Consider the following 14,872-nt stretch of genomic DNA (forward strand, 5'->3'; position numbering starts at 1 on the left):
ATCGACACATCAGATCATTACGCGCTCGACCTCGTCGAGTGACACGTCGTCGTGGCGCCGGTCATAGAGTTGCGTCGTGCGGGTCGAGGCGTGGTTGGCCATCGCGGCCGCGCGTTCGAGTGTACCTCCGTTCTTGAGATACGCGGTAATCCCGGTTGCGCGGAACGAATGATTGCCGATCGCCGTCTCGATCCCCGCCGCAGCTGCGCGGCGACGGACCATTTGAAAGGCGTTAGCCTGGGGCAGGGGAGATTGGCTCAGCACGCTCGTACCGCGTCCGATGGTGCGGAACAGCGGCGCCTTACGATCGCCGCGCAAGTCGCAGTCGTCGAGATAGGCATGGAGATACTCCTCGAGATTGTGATGGCATGGCATCTCGTGCCGCTTGCCGCCCTTTTCGTGGAGCCGTACCCATAAGCGTCGGTTCTGTACAAACACGTCCTCGACGCGCATCGACAAGGCGGCGCCGACCCGCGCGAAACTATAGACCATCAACCCGATAAGCGCGCGGTCGCGCAACCCGATCGGCGTGGTCACGTCGATCGCGTCGATCAGTGCGCGCGCCTCCCTGGGGTCGAGCACCGGCGTCTTACCACGCCGGACGCTGTGCGCCGGGCCGCGGACGGAGATGGCGGGATTATGCGGCACAATCTGGCCCGTGACGAGCCAGTCGAACAGGTGGCGGATCGCGGCGAGGCGCAGCTTGACCGTCGGCACTGCTACGGCGCGCCCGAGCTCCTCGATCCAGGCGGCGACGTGGAGCGGCTCGATCTGCTCGAGCGCGACAACGCCGCGTACCGCGCACCAGTCGAGAAAGTCGCTAACCCCGCGTGCATAGGCACGCCGGGTATGGGCGTTGCGAATCGTTGCCACGAAGAATTCGAGAAATCGACGCTGCGTCTGCGGCTCAGCATCCGCGATCAATACGGGTAGCAGGAGGGTAGGGGAGGGGGCAAAAACCGGGGACAGGATCTGGTTCATAAGCTCCACGCGACAGGGCCATCGAGGCGATGACGCGTACCGTACACGAATGTACGACACCCGAAATATAATATGACGACATATCGACATATCGACATATCGACACGTTAGGCCTGTAAATGAGGAGCGCATGGTGTGAGGCGTCGCATATGCGACGCTAACATTGCTGCCATAAATATTGGGGGATGCATGAAGGTCGGGGAAATGACGTCGCGGGGGCGGCGTGCGCATGTGTGCGTTGCCGTGCGATGCTTGTGGCGGTACTGGCGGCAGGGCCGGCCTTGGCGCAATGTTTGCCCGACCCGACGGTCACCCATGGCACCACGGCCTGCACCGGTACCAACGGGCTGACGGTCGCAACCGCGAATACGCGCATCGTCGTCGCGGGCGGCGTCATCGTGCAGCCGGGCGGCGCAGTGGCCGCAATCACCAGTCGTGCGAGCAGCACCTCCTTCCAAATCAATGGCGGGACGGGAAAGCCGGGACTGTTTGTTACTACCGGCGCCCCGACCACCGTGCCGGGCGATCCCTATGCCGGGGCTTCGGTCGGCTATTGTTTCCTTGGCTCGACCCAGACGAGCTATCCTTCGGCAAGCACGACGGTCGCGGTCGCGGCAGGTGGCACCGTGACCGGCGCGCAAGGCATCCTGATCCGGCGTGATGCCAGCAACACCAATGGCTATATCTCCGCCTCGATCAACAATGCCGGGACGATTTCCGGCCGGGGTCGGTCGATGGCGGCGCCGGCACCGACACGATCCTGGTGTCGGGCGGCAGCACCGCGGCACCGGTCGCGTTCTCCACGATTGCCAACGTCGAGGCGTTCGGCATGACCAGTGGGTATGTGACGATCGCCGGCACAGCCTCGCTGGGTTGTGTCGACATCTCGGGTAGTCGACTTGTCAAGTCGTTGGTTTGCCGGTTGTCGGGGTCGACGGTCCGCGCCGCGCAGATCACAGTACGCTCGGGTGCGACCTTTGGGGCGGCCGGTTCGGTGATCGGCAACATCGCGGTCGCGGGCACGCTGAGCCCTGGCGTGTCGCCCGGCACGATGACGGTCACCGGCAACGTCTCGCTCCTGGGCGGATCGGTGTCGCTGTTCGGGATCGCACCGACCGTTGCCGACAAGCTCGTGATCAACGGCGGACTTTCGATCGCGTCTGGCGCTACGCTGCGGATCGTCGCTGGCGGCGCGATCCGCCCGGGCACCTCGTACGATCTGATCGTCGCAAGCGGCGGGATCGCCGGCACCTACACGACGATCACAAGGCGGCGTCGCTGCTCGGCTTCATCGTCCAGCGTGCCGACCGGATCCAGTTGCTCGGCCAGTGCCTCGGCGATCCGGCGTTCAGCCCGCAGGTCATGCGCAGCGTCGACTACGCCAATGCCGCGATCCAGGTGCAGCCTGTGACCAGCACGCTGTTCGCAGCGCTGCCGTCGCTGCTGACCGCAAACGGCACGTCGAACCGCTGGCGTTCGCGCAGCTGGCACCCAAGGTCTATGGCTCGGCGACGCAGATGGGCGTCGACCAGACGCTGAGCCTGACCGACGTCGCGCGCGGGCCGGGCTTTGTGACCACCGACCGTGAGGACGTCGGCGTGTTCACCTTCGTACAAGGCGTCGCGCAGTAGCACACGCTGGGCGCCGACCGCGACGAAGGTACCGCCAAGGCGCGCAGTAGCAGCTACGGCTTCCTCAGCGGGATCGGCATCGGCAACCGCGACTAGTCAGTCGGCGCGTTTGCGACTATCTCGACAGCCGCCAGCGGATCACGTCGCTCGGGGCGGCGACCAGCACCGACGGCGTCGTCGCCGGCGTGCATGGCCGCTATGCCGTGAGCAACATCCGGATCGGCGCATCGATCCTCTATGATGGCGCGGCGCGCGCAGCCGGAGGCAAGCAGCGCGACCGGGCGCTATGGCCTGCACAACTGGGTGAGCGACGTGTCGGTCGGCTATGCGCTGGCCATGGCGGACGACTGGACGCTGACGCCCAAGGTCGGCCTTACCTATTCCGTACGACGCGCGACCGGGTGAGCAAGGCAGGCGGACTGTTCGCGCTGACCGTCGCGCGCGATCGCCAGGTTACCGGCTTCACCGATGCAGACGTGACGTTCGCGCGCCGCAAGGCGTCCGACGCCGCGTTCCGCCCCTATGTTGGGATCGACGCGCGCACCCGGATCGAGGGCACGCGTGCCGATACGACCGCGGGCTATGCCGGCGTGCCGCTGACGCTGCGCGCGCAGTTGGTCGGTACCGCGTCGGCGGGTGTCGCGTACCGCCTGCCGAGCGCGTCAAACTGTTCTCGACGGTCGAGGCGCAGACCGGTCGGGACGACCACCGCGAGAACATCGCAACCGGCGTGCGGTTGTAATCATACTCATTAGAGTCGACATGCCTGCATGTCGACTCTAATTGTTTTTAAATGTGAGGTGCACGCGGTCTGTCGTCGCGCGCGAGGCAGATCGCAAGGCAGCCGAAGATCAGCATGACGAACTGGGCGAAGTGCAGCATCCCGTCGAACAGACTCATCGACAGTAGGCAATCCAGCATCAGGATGACGGGCAACAGCCCGCGGTGACGGCGCGCGATACAGTGCGCATGCCACGTCGCCCCCAGCAGCAGCGCCAGCGCCGGGATCGTCGGGATCAGCCCCCAGTTCAGTAGGAACTGCACCACCGCGTTATGCGGCTGGACGTGATAAAAGCCATCCAGCGAGACCAGCCACCAACTCGAGCCTGCGCCCGATCCTAACAGCGGATACTCGGCCGCCACGTGGAGCGCCCTGGCCCATAGCGTCAGTCGCCCCGATGTCGCGGCATCCGTCGAAGTCGCGCCCGCCCACCGGAAAAAGGTAAACGGCCCGTTGCCATAGGGGGGCAGCAGCAGCGCGATCGCACCGGCCGCGACAAGGTAGAAGGGCAGCCGCGTCCAGACCGTGCGCGACGCTGGACGGCCAGCGAGGAACCAGGCCGTCACCATGCTGATCCCCCATCCCATCAGCGCGGCACGCGTCGCCGTCCAGACCGTCAGGCCGAATGCCAGAGCCAGCATGGCGTAGAGCGCGGTCGGGTGTTCTGTGCTTGAAGTCCGTGCGGTCCGCCCGGCGTTCCGGGCCGCGGCGTCGCGTTGCCAAGCGATCCCGGTCAGCAAGGCCAGAACCGCGCCGCACCAGGATCCGAACAGGCGGCTCGATATGAAGCCGGGTATCGCAGAGCCGAGATCAATGCCGCCCCCCCGGCCGAAATCCGAAGCCTGCCCTAACAACGCGGTCGACACCGCGGCGAAATGCACGACAGTGAGCGCCGTCATCCCGAAGAGCCCGGCGACGAAGCCGCCGGCGATGGCGTTCGTGTCGATCTCGCGTACCGAAGACGCCAGATGGTAGAGGCTGGCGGCAAACAGCAGATGCACGATCCACCCCAGACACAGCCCCAGCGAGAACGGCACCATCTGCGAGGCGACCGCCGAACTGATCCAGAAGGTCGCGAGAAAGAACAGCAACGCGGTCCTGGCCCAATGCGGCAGCCCCCGGACGATACGCGCCAGATCGAGCCCGTGACGGCGCGCATACAATACGACCGTGATTTCGCCCGCGAGATAGACCAGGCCAAGCTGGCGCATGCTCTCCAACCCCGACGATGCGAGCGCGACATGATAGGTCCGGAACAGCACCGCCGCGATCAACGGCAGGATGAAACCGGCGACCAGCCCTGTCCATCGACCGAACTCGAACGTGGCGATCCGGATGCCGAGCCGGGCCGGGATAGCGGATGAGGTCATGGCCCGATCGATACCGAACTTTGGTTAACGACCTTTGTGCTGTGCGTGCGGATTATACGGCATCGGCAAATTTCGGACGATCAGCGTCTTCACAATCACATTTAAGTGATAAAGGACATTATCATATGTAGAGAGGCAGGGAAGAGCGTTGGCATCCAGATTGAACAGCTTTCAATCATTTATTGAAATGTACGCCACTAAGGCGTACATAACGCGGAGGTTGAATGAGGTGTGCCGTGCTAGGCTTTCAAGATCAGGTCAGCGCCGTTGAGGAGCGTAGCAGCGAGCGGATGAACTTCCGCACCAAGCCGCGCATCAAGCAGGCCATCCAGCAGGCTGCAGCACTTTCGGGTGTGGACGATTCCGTCTTCACCATGAACGCTGCCTATCGCTCCGCGATGGAGACGATCGCGGCGCACGAGCGCACCAGCTTGCTGCCGGTTGACCATGCCAGCTTCTTTGCCGCGCTCGATACGCCGCCAGCACCCACCGATCGGCTGCGGACCGCCTTCGCGCGCCATCGCGAGACGATCACCAGCCGGTGACTGCGCTCGAAGACGCAAAGCCTATCGTCATAGAGCCGCTCGATCCTACCAAGCACGATCGAACGGCTTTCTCTTGTGGTATTGAGCAGGTCGACAACTTTTTCCGCCGCACTGCCAACAAGCTCACCATGGCGGGCAACGTCCGCACGTTCGTGATGGTCGGCCCCAAGGACGAGCTGATCGGCTTCTACGCCACCAACGCCCATGCTATCGACTATACCGAACTGCCTGAGCGGTTCGCCCGCACCCGCCCTTCCCATGGCAGCATCCCGGCGGCCTATGTCTCGATGATCGGGGTCGATAGCCGGTTCCAGGGGCGGGGCTATGGTAGCGATCTGCTAGTGGATTGTCTCGCGCGCTTGGCTGGCGCCGCTGACGCGTTGGGGATTGCCGTCGTTATGCTCGACGTGCTCGACTGTGGTGATCCCGAAAAGGTAGCGCGACGCCTGACGCTCTACATCAGCTATGGCTTCGAACCGCTGCCGTCGAACGGCTTGCGGTTGTTCTTATCCATAGCCACGGTTCGGGCGCTCGCCGCATAACAACCGTACACACGTCAAGCTCACGATTGTTTTATATTTACCATGATATGATCCGCATCTTGTATCGCGTCGGAATGTGCGTTTAGGGCGATTGTCGGTGCGCCCCGTGCCACCCCGGGGGAGCAATTTTGACAAAGTACACAATAAGTGTCTCTGATGGCACGCAAAAAACTACGCGCACGCTCCAGGGAAGCGATCGACTGGAGATTAGTCGTTCGGCGATTTTGAGCGTTAATGGAACGGCAATCAAATGGGCTGCGCCGATCACGGATATTCGCATCGATAACCAGGGTATTATCGAATCTTCAGCGAAGAGTGGTCGCGCTATCGATTTAAATACTCAGAATTTCGATGTCGTCCGGCTGACGATCAATAACCTTGAGGGTGGTATCATCCGCTCGTCCAACGATGCTTTCCGGATCAGCACACCGCTGACAAATGCGTCCATTTACCTGAACAATGCCGGCAGGATCACCTCTACCACTGACGGCCAGGCTATCGACTTTGATTCGATTACCGCTCGACCGACATCTGGTGGTGGCATCGTCATATCCAATCTTGCATCGGGTGTAATCGAAGCGATTGGGGCGGATGCCATTCGTCCGGGTAACGGCACGGTCATTCACAATGCCGGGAGGATCGTATCCGGTGGAATTATCGGTGACAAGAACGATGCCGTCGACTGGCAAGGCAAATCGGGCGAAGTCAACAATCTCGCGGGCGGCGTAATTTCGGGCCAGCGCCACGGCATCACTAGCGATGTTTATGTGACTGTGTTCAACGACGCGGGCGCATCGATTACCGGCCGCAACGGTTCCGGCGTTGGATCGGACGGAGGCGGCATGGTGATAAACTATGGTCGCATTACCGGTAACTACGTGGGCGTAGGGAGTGGTGATGGTGACGGTGTCGATATCGATGGATACGGCCACGTCGACAATTACGGGATAATCGAAGGAATCGCCGCAGGAGGAGCGGATAATGGCGCAGAAGGCGTCTTGGTTACGGGCGGCGGGGTAATCAATAACTATGCCGGGGCAGTCATCACCGGAGTGGTACGCGGTGTGACGGTCGGCCTTGGTACCGTTGTCAATAACTATGCATCTATCACCGCTACCGGCCTTGATACTACTGATGCGTCAGATGGCATCGGCGGCTTTGGCGGAATGACCGTCAACAATTTCTTAGGTGGTACGATATCCGGCAATATGCGCGGCATATTTGCCGGAGGTGGGCTTATGCTTAGTAACGCAGGTCAAATCTACGGTGGAGACCAAGGCGTACTTTTGCTTGGTACAGATGTAAATGAAATCACCAACAGCGGCATCATTCAAGCCAAGTTCTCTGCGGTTCAAGCGCAAGGTGGTACCAACTCGATCGTGAACTCAGGAACGCTATATGCCGATCGGTTTGGCATTCTTCTCGAGGGCGGCGGCAATACGATCGATCTGAAGGCAGGCTCCGTGACGCGTGGAACTGATGCCGCAATCTATGCCCTTGGCATCTCCGACAATACCATCTTCAATGCAGGAGAGATCGATGGCACGATCTACCTGAACGATGGTATCGACAAAGTCACAAACAACGGGCTTATCAAAGGTACGATCCTTCTTCGCGGCGGCGACGATATCTACACCCTTGGCACCGACGGCCTCGCGCTCGGCACCGTCGACGGCGGTGCCGGGCGCGATACGCTCGACGTGTCGGCACTGGCCAAAGGTGTGCACGTGATGCTCGACGGCGTCACCACCGGTACGCCAGACGTTCTATATGCGCTCAGTATCGAAGCCGTCCTCGGCAGCGGGTACGATGACGTCTATGCCCTTGGTGCCGCCAGTCTTGCGCTCGGTATCATCAACGGCGGTGCCGGACGCGATACGCTCGACCTGTCGGCGCTGAGCATAGGTGCCCATGTCGTGCTCGACGGTGCCTCCACCGGCATCGCGGGCACACTGACCACACTCAACGTCGAAACCATCCTCGGCAGCAGCTTCAACGACATCTATGCCCTTGGCGCCGCCAGACTTGCACTTGGTGTCATCGACGGTGGTGCCGGACGCGATACGCTCGACCTGTCGGCATTGACCAAAGGCGCGCATGTCGTGCTCGACGGCGCCACCACCGGCACGCCGGACGCGCTTACCGCATTCAACGTCGAAACCATCGTCGGCAGCAACTATGACGACATCTATACTCTTGGTGGCGCCAACCTTACGCTTGGTAATATCGACGGTGGTGCCGGACGCGATACGCTCGACCTGTCGGCGTTGACGTATGGTGCGCACCTGGTGCTCGACGGCGTTATCATCGGCATGCCGGACGTACCGACAGCACTCAATGTCGAAACTGTCCTCGGCAGCAGCTTCGACGACACCTATATCCTTAGTGCCGCCAGCCTCGCGCTAGGAATCATCGACGGTCGTGCAGGACGCGATACGCTTGACCTGTCGGCATTGATCAAAGGCGCGCATGTCGTGCTCGGTGGCGCCACCACCGGCACGCCGGACGCGCTCACCGCACTCAGTGTCGAAACCGTCCTCGGCAGCAGCTATGACGATATTTATACCCTTGGTGCCGCCAGCCTTGCGCTAGGCATCATCGACGGTGGTACAGGTCGCGATACGCTCGACCTGTCGGCACTGAGCAGCGGCGCGCACGTGGTGCTCGACGGAGCCGCCACTGGCACGGCCGACGCCATGACCGCGCTCAGCGTGGAAACGGTCCTCGGCAGTAGCTATGACGATACCTATGCCCTCGGCGCTGCCAGCCTCGGGCTCGGCATCGTCGATGGCGGTGCCGGACGCGATGCCCTGGATCTGTCGGCGCTGACCCGCGGCGCGCATGTGGTCCTCGACGGCCCTGCCACCGGCACACCGGACACGCTGACCGCGCTCAATATTGAAACCATCCGCGGCAGCGACTACGACGATATCTACACGCTCGATGCAGCAAGCGCATCGGTCGGGATTGTCGACGGTGCTGCCGGACGCGATACGCTCGACCTGTCGGCATTGACCAAAGGTACGCACGTGGTGTTGGACGGCGCCACCTCCGGTACACCGGACGCGCTGACCGCACTGAATGTCGAAACCGTTCTCGGCAGCAGCTACGACGACATCTATGCCTTAGGTGCGACCAGTCTGGCGCTTGGCGTCATCGATGGCCGAGGCGGACACGATACGCTCGACCTGTCGGCGCTGACCAAGGGCGCGCACGTCATGCTCGACGGCGCCGCCTCCGGCGCGCCTGACATATTGACTGCGCTCAATGTCGAATCCATCCTCGGTAGCAGTTACGACGACACCTACACCCTCAGCGTCGCCAGCCTCGCACTTGGTATCATGGACGGCGGCACCGGACGAGATACGCTCGACCTGTCGGCGCTAACGCGGGGTGTTCACGCTTACGCGGACTCGCAAGCCTCGCACGAACCAGGCGCCATCGTCGCCCCGAACTTCGAAACTATTGTCGGCACCAAATATGATGACGTCTTCGCCATGACAAGCAACCGATCCGGTATGCTTATTGAGGGAGGCGGAGGAAATGATATTTTTCTCGGCGGCCGTGGCAACGACATATTCCATGGCGGAGCAGGATTAGACCAGGCGGTCTATAGCAAGTTCTTCAAGGATACTGCCGCCTTATCGGTGAATAACGAAATTACCATCACCAGCTCTTACGGATCTGATAAATATTTCGAGACCGAGCATGTCAATTTCAAGGACGGATATTTCACCGGGGACATAGATGACGCGGCAGCTCGCGTTGCCCGTGTTTACTTAGGCGTTCTCAACCGAACTCCAGATGCGATCGAGTTGCGGCTTGGTGTACGGAGCCTGGAAGGGGGGGGCGCAGGCGACACAATCGTCAGCCGACTAAGTACGGATCATGACACGCTCGGATTATACAGCGCTATGTCGAATCAAGACTTCGTTGAAAAATTATACAGCAGATTTTTCCTCGTGATTGGGGAAGACATGCAAGACAGCTATCTCCATCGCCTTGATTCGGGAGATTCCAGAAGCTCCGTAGCGTCACAGTTTTTTGACAGTGCAGACTTTAAGGGTCTTACCGCAACTATTACCGAATCGGGATCTTTTATTGCTAATGACGCTGCAAGGATGATATATTCTTTCTATCATGCCGCATTCGGCCGTCTCCCAGAAAGTGGAGGATTTGAGTTCTGGACTGGCAAACTGGAGCGCGGTGAATTGACGTATCGCCAAGTCTCGGATGCCTTCACGGCGTCTGCCGAATGGAAGGGTCACGTTGCGGGTCTCAACAGCGGTGAGCTGGTTGAGTTTGTATATACTAACGTACTCGGACGGCACAGTGATGAAGGCGGACACGCTTTTTGGACATCGGCAGTCGACAACGGCCTGTCCGAGGCAGCCCTCATGCGGGGATTTGCCAATTCGGCTGAACATCAACAGATCATGACCGGAATCATGCACGACGGCATGGTCTTCAAGACCAACGATTTTGAATCCATGCTTGTGCCACATATTGCGTAGGTCGGAGGTAGATCGGTCTTATACCTATGACAGCGTGCGTGGTCGTGGCGTTCCCGTGACGAACTTGTCCCATACGACCTCCCTCCATTTTCAACGAAAGGATCGCAGCATCAAACCATGGGATCAAACACCTAAACGCACATTACCGTTTTAATCGATGATGCTGACGTTGAGGGGAAAGCGACGGTTTCATGGACTTTCAACGATGCTGATGCGGAGCCGAGCGCTTTATCGACGCCGGCGGACTGCGCAGGGTTCGGCTGGGCCAGCGAGGCCCCAGCAGCGGCATCTGCCTGATGCCGAAAATCCAGGTAGGGCGATTATGCCCACGCCCATTCCTATTATTCGGCCGGACGGGATGGCGCTTCCGATCAAGGTGCATCTGGCCGCTCCCTTTCGGTCTACATTTTCCTCATTATCGTGCCCGGTTTATATGCCTTGGCCTGTCCGATGATTGCCGGTCTTATCGCACTTCTTGGCGCCACGGCTTTATTCCCTGACGATCAAGTTCGGTCCGGATCATTCGTATTTTTCCAGACGGTGTAATTGTCCGCAATAGCATCAGTGTTTCAATCTGAACGACGTTGGGCATTGCCGGCTCAGCCTGCATCGGAGCATCTGCATTATTGCCGGTATCTGCGGGCTGATCGCGCAGCTTATCGAGCGTCTCGCGCGGATGCTCGCAAGCTCCTCGCGCATAAGGTCCGCACTCGCCAGCCGATCACGCAGATAGGTGCTGATCGGAATGCCGCGAGCTTCGGCCTCGGCGGCATAAACCAGCATCTGGCTCTCGTTCAGCCGGACTCGGCCCCAGTTCTCAGGCTGCTTACGACCTCTAGAACGCTTTATCTCGCTTGGAACAAGCATGGTATTTTTTACAATTATAATAGTATAGCATTGTAACAAATATTACTTCTATTTTATCAATTAGATTATGGATTTACATAAAATGTTTTATGTTAACTTAAATTATATATTTTAACATTATCTTTTTAATATTAAAATATATACATCTTCAATTTAATATTTATTAATTGATTGAGAACGAGGTTATGACGATTGATATCGTGAAACTAATCGTTTCAAAGCGCTTTGGCGATACTCGCGGCTGGTTCACCGAAGTATACAGCGAACCTAGATTTGCAAGACTCGGCATCGACTGTCGTTTCGTGCAGGACAATCATTCGTTGTCAGTCCCCGCATTCACGCTCCGCGGTTTGCATTTCCAGACCCCGCCGCGAGGGCAGGATAAGCTGGTGCGGTGCGTCCGTGGCCGTATTTTCGATGTTGCAGTCGACATCCGCAATGGATCGCCGACCTACGGCCATTGGGTCGGAGCCGAGCTGTCGGCCGAGAACGGCCACCAACTCTTTATCCCTATCGGGTTCGCGCACGGCTTCGTGACGCTCGAGCCCGATTGCGAAGTAACGTATAAATGCTCCGACACCTACGCAGCCGACAGCGATGGCGGAGTCCGCTGGGATGACCCCGCGATCGGCATTGACTGGCCGATGCCCGCCGGCACGTGCCCCGAATTGTCGGCCAAGGACCAAGCCCAGCCATTGCTCGCCGATTTCGACAGCCCCTTTCCCTATGACGGTCGCCCGCTCGCGCCGCTCGCCTGAAGGACAGATCCATGCGTATTTTCGTCACCGGCGGGGCCGGCTTCATCGGTTCGGCGCTTGTCCGTCACCTGATGGAAAACGCCGACCATGAAGTGCTCAACTTCGACAAGCTGACCTATGCCGGCACGCTGAAGACCCTCGAACGCGTCGCGAAGTCGAACCGCTACCGCTTCGTCCAAGGCGACATCTGCGATGCGGACGCGGTCCGCGCGGCGATCGCCGCGTTCAAGCCCGACGTGATCACGCATCTCGCGGCTGAAAGCCATGTCGATCGCTCGATCGACGGCCCGGGCGCGTTCGTCCAGACCAACGTCGTCGGCACCTTCACGATGCTGAGCGAGGCGCGCGCCTATTGGCTGTCGCTTGGCGACGACGTGAAGGCGGCGTTCCGCTTCCATCACATCTCGACCGATGAGGTATACGGTTCGCTCGGCGACACCGGGCTGTTCACGGAGGAAACGCCCTATGATCCGCGTTCGCCCTATTCGGCGTCGAAGGCGGGGTCGGACCATCTCGTCAGCGCCTGGGGCCATACCTTCGGGCTGCCCGTGCTGATCACCAACTGCTCGAACAATTACGGGCCGTATCACTTTCCCGAAAAGCTGATTCCGCTGATGATCGTCAAGGCGCTCGCGGGCGCCGACCTGCCCGTCTACGGCAAGGGCGATCAGGTCCGCGACTGGCTGTATGTCGAGGATCATGTTCGCGCGCTGCACGCGGTGTTCGAAAAGGGCGAGCCCGGCCGGACCTACAATGTCGGTGGCAATAACGAGAAGCAGAATCTCGAGGTCGTGAAGACCGTCTGCACGATCCTCGATCGCCTCCGCCCACGCGCCGATGGCCAGTCCTACGCGACGCAGATCACCTATGTCGCCGACCGCCCTGGCCACGACAAGCGCTATGCGATCGATGCGACCCGGATCAAGGCCGAGCTTGGCTGGGAGCCCGCCGAGACGTTCGAGACGGGCATCCAGAAGACCGTCGCCTGGTATCTCGATAACCAGGACTGGTGGCAGGTGATCGTCGCCGAGCACAAGGCCGACCAGCGCCGCGGGCTTTCGGTATGAAGCGGATCCTCGTCACCGGTGGGAACGGCCAGCTCGGCACCGAGCTCAAGCGCTATCCCTGGCCCGAGGGCTGGGCGGTCACCGCGATCGACATCGACGATCTCGACCTGCGCGATACCGTGGCGATCGCCGCGATGGTCGCCGGAGGCCATGACGACGAGCCCTGGGCCGCGGTGATCTCGGCGGGGGCCTATACCGCGGTCGACAAGGCGGAGAGCGACATCGTCACCGCCTGGGCGGTCAACGCGATGGCCCCCGCGGCCTTCGCCGAAGCCTGCACCAAGGCCGGCATCCCGATCGTCCAAGTTTCGACCGATTACGTCTTCGACGGCGCGCGTGAGGGGGCATGGGGCGTCAACGATCCGGTCGCGCCGCTCGGCGTGTACGGCGCGTCCAAGCTCGGGGGCGAACTGGCGGTGCGGACCTCGGGAGCCCGTCACGTGATCATCCGGACTGCCTGGGTGGTCAGCGCGCACGGCAGCAATTTCGTAAAGACAATGCTGCGCGTCAGCGCGACCAGCCCGCGCCTGCGCGTGGTCGACGACCAGCGTGGCAGCCCGACGTCTGCAGCCGATCTCGCCGCTGCGCTCGCGACGATCTCGATGCGTCTCGTCAAGGATCCCGCCGCCCCTACCGGCATATATCATTTCAGCAACGCCGGTTCCGTCACCTGGGCGGGCTTCGCGCGCGAAATCTTCACACAGAGCGCCACGCGTGGCGGGAGCAGTGCAGAGGTGCAGGGCATCACCACCGCCGAATACCCGACGCCGGCCACGCGGCCTGCCAACTCGCTTCTCAGCCATGACGCGATTACCCGCGACTACGGTATCCACCCGCCGGCGTGGCAGACCGCTCTTGGCAACATCCTTGACGAGCTACTCGGGGTACCCAACAAGGAGACACGCTCATGAAGGGCATCATTCTCGCAGGTGGTTCGGGCACGCGCCTCCATCCGGCCACACTGGCGGTCAACAAACAGCTGCTGCCGATTTACGACAAGCCAATGATCTATTACCCGCTGTCGGTGCTGATGCTCGCCGGCATCCGTGACATCCTGATCATCTCAACCCCCGAATATGTAGGTAACTACAAGAACCTGTTCGGTGACGGATCGGCACTCGGCCTGTCGATCGCCTATGCCGAACAGCCCAAGCCCGAGGGCCTCGCTCAGGCGTTCATGATCGGCGCGGACTTTATCGGCGACGACCATGTCGCGCTGGTGCTCGGCGACAACATTTTCTTCGGCGCGCACCTGACCCACCTCCTGGCGAGCGCGGTCGAGCGCAAGAGTGGCGCGACGGTGTTCTCCTACCGCGTTGAGAATCCCGAGCGCTACGGCGTGGTCGAGTTCGGCGAAGGCGGCAAGGCGGTCAGCCTCGAGGAAAAGCCGGCAAAGCCCAAGTCGAACCATGCGGTCACCGGGCTGTACTTTTACGACAACCGAGTCGTGCAATTCGCCCGCGACCTGAAGCCATCACCGCGTGGCGAACTAGAGATCACAGATCTTAACCGCCTCTACATGGAAGCCGGCGATCTGTTCGTCGAACAAATGGGCCGCGGATACGCTTGGCTCGACACCGGCACGCACGACAGCCTGCTTGAAGCCGGCGAATTCGTCCGGACGATTCAGCGTCGGCAAGGTATCCAAGTCGCCTGCCTGGAGGAAATCGCGTTTTACCAAGGTTTCATCACCGTCGATCAGGCACGTGAGGCCGGCGAGAAGTTCAAGAAGACAAACTATGGAAAGGCAATCCTTCTGGCGATCAACGGCCGCAACTGATTCTGGAGGTTATCTATCGTGCATGTAGCGCGCGCT

Annotated in this window: 13 protein-coding genes; 11 read left to right on the forward strand and 2 right to left on the reverse strand. The window is 60.6% G+C overall.

Annotation, left to right across the window (positions count from 1 at the left end):
* Positions 1 to 9: 9 nt before the first annotated feature.
* A complete protein-coding gene (locus EV283_RS18660; protein ID WP_130328017.1) occupies positions 10 to 981 on the reverse strand; it encodes a tyrosine-type recombinase/integrase in 972 nt (323 codons plus the stop codon).
* A gap of 293 nt (positions 982 to 1,274) precedes the next feature.
* Between EV283_RS18660 and EV283_RS18665 the strand changes: the two genes are divergently transcribed.
* From EV283_RS18665 to EV283_RS18680, 4 genes are all read left to right on the forward strand, one after another.
* Positions 1,275 to 1,814 (forward strand): hypothetical protein, encoded by a 540-nt coding sequence (locus EV283_RS18665; protein WP_130328019.1) that lies wholly within the window; start codon positions 1,275 to 1,277, stop codon positions 1,812 to 1,814.
* On the forward strand, positions 1,811 to 2,392 hold the full coding sequence (locus EV283_RS18670) for a hypothetical protein (RefSeq protein WP_207223209.1): 582 nt from the start codon (positions 1,811 to 1,813) through the stop codon (positions 2,390 to 2,392). The genes EV283_RS18665 and EV283_RS18670 overlap by 4 nt, the downstream gene beginning before the upstream one ends.
* Before the next feature lie 457 nt (positions 2,393 to 2,849).
* Positions 2,850 to 3,017 (forward strand): autotransporter domain-containing protein, encoded by a 168-nt coding sequence (locus EV283_RS18675; RefSeq protein WP_130328023.1) that lies wholly within the window; start codon positions 2,850 to 2,852, stop codon positions 3,015 to 3,017.
* Positions 3,014 to 3,367: a hypothetical protein gene (locus EV283_RS18680; RefSeq protein ID WP_130328025.1), complete on the forward strand. Its 354-nt coding sequence runs from the start codon at positions 3,014 to 3,016 to the stop codon at positions 3,365 to 3,367. The genes EV283_RS18675 and EV283_RS18680 overlap by 4 nt, the downstream gene beginning before the upstream one ends.
* 34 nt (positions 3,368 to 3,401) lie before the next feature.
* Here EV283_RS18680 and EV283_RS18685 read toward each other — a convergent pair whose 3' ends face one another.
* Positions 3,402 to 4,763, reverse strand: coding sequence for an O-antigen ligase family protein (locus tag EV283_RS18685; protein WP_130328027.1), 1,362 nt, complete (start codon positions 4,761 to 4,763; stop codon positions 3,402 to 3,404).
* 236 nt (positions 4,764 to 4,999) lie between these two features.
* On the opposite strand from EV283_RS18685, the gene EV283_RS18690 reads away from it, so the two are divergent.
* The 7 genes from EV283_RS18690 (at position 5,000) to rfbA (ending at position 14,836) form a co-directional block, all read left to right on the forward strand.
* A complete protein-coding gene (locus EV283_RS18690; RefSeq protein WP_130328029.1) occupies positions 5,000 to 5,308 on the forward strand; it encodes a DUF1778 domain-containing protein in 309 nt (102 codons plus the stop codon).
* Positions 5,305 to 5,850 carry a GNAT family N-acetyltransferase gene (locus EV283_RS18695; RefSeq protein WP_130328031.1) on the forward strand — a complete coding sequence of 182 codons (546 nt, stop codon included), beginning with the start codon at positions 5,305 to 5,307 and terminating at the stop codon, positions 5,848 to 5,850. The genes EV283_RS18690 and EV283_RS18695 overlap by 4 nt, the downstream gene beginning before the upstream one ends.
* 128 nt (positions 5,851 to 5,978) lie before the next feature.
* On the forward strand, positions 5,979 to 10,364 hold the full coding sequence (locus EV283_RS18700; protein WP_130328033.1) for a DUF4214 domain-containing protein: 4,386 nt from the start codon (positions 5,979 to 5,981) through the stop codon (positions 10,362 to 10,364).
* Positions 10,365 to 11,416: 1,052 nt separating this feature from the next.
* Entirely contained in the window at positions 11,417 to 11,989 is a 573-nt protein-coding gene (gene rfbC, locus EV283_RS18705; RefSeq protein WP_130328035.1) for a dTDP-4-dehydrorhamnose 3,5-epimerase, read from the forward strand.
* An 11-nt stretch (positions 11,990 to 12,000) separates the two neighbouring features.
* Positions 12,001 to 13,056: a dTDP-glucose 4,6-dehydratase gene (gene rfbB / locus EV283_RS18710; RefSeq protein WP_130328037.1), complete on the forward strand. Its 1,056-nt coding sequence runs from the start codon at positions 12,001 to 12,003 to the stop codon at positions 13,054 to 13,056.
* Entirely contained in the window at positions 13,053 to 13,967 is a 915-nt protein-coding gene (gene rfbD / locus EV283_RS18715; protein ID WP_130328039.1) for a dTDP-4-dehydrorhamnose reductase, read from the forward strand. Before rfbB ends, rfbD begins: the two co-directional genes overlap by 4 nt.
* Complete coding sequence (gene rfbA, locus EV283_RS18720; RefSeq protein WP_130328041.1) at positions 13,964 to 14,836, forward strand: glucose-1-phosphate thymidylyltransferase RfbA; 873 nt, start codon at positions 13,964 to 13,966, stop codon at positions 14,834 to 14,836. Before rfbD ends, rfbA begins: the two co-directional genes overlap by 4 nt.
* Positions 14,837 to 14,872 lie beyond the last annotated feature (36 nt).

The organism is Sphingomonas sp. BK036 (assembly GCF_004216825.1).
GTDB lineage: Bacteria > Pseudomonadota > Alphaproteobacteria > Sphingomonadales > Sphingomonadaceae > Sphingomonas.

Bases quoted from the DNA above. Each gene is read 5' to 3' on its own strand.
- EV283_RS18660 (WP_130328017.1), bottom strand. From the start codon at position 981: ATGAACCAGATCCTGTCCCCGGTTTTTGCCCCCTCCCCTACCCTCCTG.
- EV283_RS18670 (WP_207223209.1), top strand. From the start codon at position 1,811: ATGACCAGTGGGTATGTGACGATCGCCGGCACAGCCTCGCTGGGTTGT.
- EV283_RS18675 (WP_130328023.1), top strand. From the start codon at position 2,850: ATGATGGCGCGGCGCGCGCAGCCGGAGGCAAGCAGCGCGACCGGGCGC.
- EV283_RS18685 (WP_130328027.1), bottom strand. From the start codon at position 4,763: ATGACCTCATCCGCTATCCCGGCCCGGCTCGGCATCCGGATCGCCACG.
- rfbC (WP_130328035.1), top strand. From the start codon at position 11,417: ATGACGATTGATATCGTGAAACTAATCGTTTCAAAGCGCTTTGGCGAT.
- rfbB (WP_130328037.1), top strand. From the start codon at position 12,001: ATGCGTATTTTCGTCACCGGCGGGGCCGGCTTCATCGGTTCGGCGCTT.
- rfbD (WP_130328039.1), top strand. From the start codon at position 13,053: ATGAAGCGGATCCTCGTCACCGGTGGGAACGGCCAGCTCGGCACCGAG.
- rfbA (WP_130328041.1), top strand. From the start codon at position 13,964: ATGAAGGGCATCATTCTCGCAGGTGGTTCGGGCACGCGCCTCCATCCG.